General features: G+C 39.2%; 3 protein-coding genes and 1 pseudogene. 3 read left to right on the forward strand and 1 reads right to left on the reverse strand.

What is annotated here, in order from left to right; genetic code table 11:
- The coding region (locus D3222_RS24425) for an IS630 family transposase (protein ID WP_118988338.1) at nucleotides 1-770 on the reverse strand (770 nt) is incomplete at its 3' end.
- Nucleotides 771-808: 38 nt separating this feature from the next.
- On the opposite strand from D3222_RS24425, the gene D3222_RS26925 reads away from it, so the two are divergent.
- The 3 genes and pseudogenes from D3222_RS26925 to D3222_RS24440 form a co-directional block, all read left to right on the forward strand.
- Complete coding sequence (locus tag D3222_RS26925; RefSeq protein ID WP_369973542.1) at nucleotides 809-1,039, forward strand: CdiA family toxin C-terminal domain-containing protein; 231 nt, start codon at nucleotides 809-811, stop codon at nucleotides 1,037-1,039.
- A gap of 8 nt (nucleotides 1,040-1,047) precedes the next feature.
- The gene (gene cdiI / locus D3222_RS24435; protein WP_198672931.1) at nucleotides 1,048-1,407 is read left to right on the forward strand and encodes a ribonuclease toxin immunity protein CdiI; all 360 of its coding nucleotides are present in this window, start codon (nucleotides 1,048-1,050) and stop codon (nucleotides 1,405-1,407) included.
- A gap of 132 nt (nucleotides 1,408-1,539) precedes the next feature.
- Nucleotides 1,540-1,736, forward strand: a pseudogene (locus D3222_RS24440) (hemagglutinin); the annotation flags it as partial.

The raw sequence follows: 1,736 nt of genomic DNA on the forward strand, positions 1-1,736 counted from the left end.
GCTTTGTTGTAACCCGCCCCATCCACAATAAGATGAATTTTTTGATGATAGTCAGGATAAGACTTTCTTATTTCATTGAAAAAACAGCAAATATTGTAGTCATTGATGGTTTGATATTCCTGGAACACGGTACGACCAATGGCATTCAGGTTGAGCGCGCCCAATAGATTCAGGCGAGTCCGGCTTCCTGTTGTTTTGACTGTTTTTTTCTCGCCCTTTCGCATCCAGCCATAACCGAGTTTGGTACCTTGAGTCGGGTGAACCGCGTCAAGAAAAAGGAGGGGTTCGTCTTTCGCTGTGACTTTAAGATTTTCATAATATTCAATAAATTGTCGCTGTTTTTCTGCGTCGAATTTATGAGGGACGCCACACGGTTTTTTATAAGAAAAACCCTGACGGTGTAGCCATTTATTCATGCCGGGAATGCTAAAGGTAATATTCCAGAGCTGAGCAACATAGGTCACGATTTCATGGGTGTGATGGAAAAGATGTTGAGATAAGTGATTGATTAAAAAATCAGTTTGCTGTCGAGAAAGCAAACTATCAGCCCCCCCATTATCAGATTTAAGTTTACCGTGATTAAGGTAATCACTGATGTGGCGGTCAACAGTGGTCTGATGGAGTCGCAATGCTTGGGCTATCATCACAGAACTCCACCCTTCAGAAGCCAGAAGGATAGCTTTTATTCTGTCTCGTACCTGACCATCACGAGTGGTATCGTGAAGACGTTCAAGTTTGATTTTTTGTTCTGATGTAATAAATATTTTCATAGCGAGGATAATGATCTCCATTTCGGATAAAATCAAGCATCTTCAATGATTACGGGTATAAAGCAGAAGTAAAAACTAAAACAGTCTATGACCCGAAAGTATTTACAGATCAGAAAATATTAGACTTAGGCCAACAAGCTGCGGCTAAAGGATATAAAGATGCGATGTCAAGTTCTAAAGGAATTGCGGATGCAACTGTAAATGGAGTTACCTTTAGAATTTATGTAGACAAAATAACTGGGGAAGTTCGCAATTTTCATCCTAAATGAGGTAGATAATGAATATTAAATTATTTGAACAAATCGACTATGATTCTAATGAAATGATTACAACGTATTTTGATATTATGTATAGTGATAATCGACTTTTAGAGGCTATAGGTTATCTTATTAAAAAAATAGGATTTAGTACTGATGGAGCATATTGCCATTTTCCAGATATGAACAGTTATGATGAAGAAGATCATTTTGAAGGTGTTCAGTTTGTTGTTGGTTATCCGCCAACTGATGAAGATACGATAACAGTCAGTGAAAAAATCTGTTATCACTATGTTAGATTGGTCTGTGAAAAGTATCTCGAGTTTCATCCAGAAGATACGGATAAGGTTAATGAGTTGCTGACAAAAATTCCGAAATAAAGTCAATCCCCTCGATCATATGATCGGGGGAAATTATTTTTATTAACTTTTAGAGCTGACACGCAAGTTCAATAATTAGCTGATCATCTTTTCGGTTAAATCCATGCTTGGCGGCTGAATTAGCCGCCAAGCATGGAAAGCAGGCTATTTGAACCGGCATATAAGAATGAAACAGAACGGCAAATTCATAAACTTCAGGAAGCGCTGACGGGTAATGAAGCTAAGGCCCAGACGGCTAAATTTATCGGGGCGTTATCAGGTGCCCTGATTAGTCATACCCCGGAAGGCGCTTACAGTGCGGCAAACAGCGCGGAGCTTGTCTATCGTAA

The organism is Photorhabdus sp. CRCIA-P01 (genome assembly GCF_003545805.1).
Lineage (GTDB): Bacteria > Pseudomonadota > Gammaproteobacteria > Enterobacterales > Enterobacteriaceae > Photorhabdus > Photorhabdus antumapuensis.

Excerpts from the sequence above, each read along its gene's own strand:
- cdiI (WP_198672931.1), top strand. The coding sequence starts at position 1,048 with ATGAATATTAAATTATTTGAACAAATCGACTATGATTCTAATGAAATG.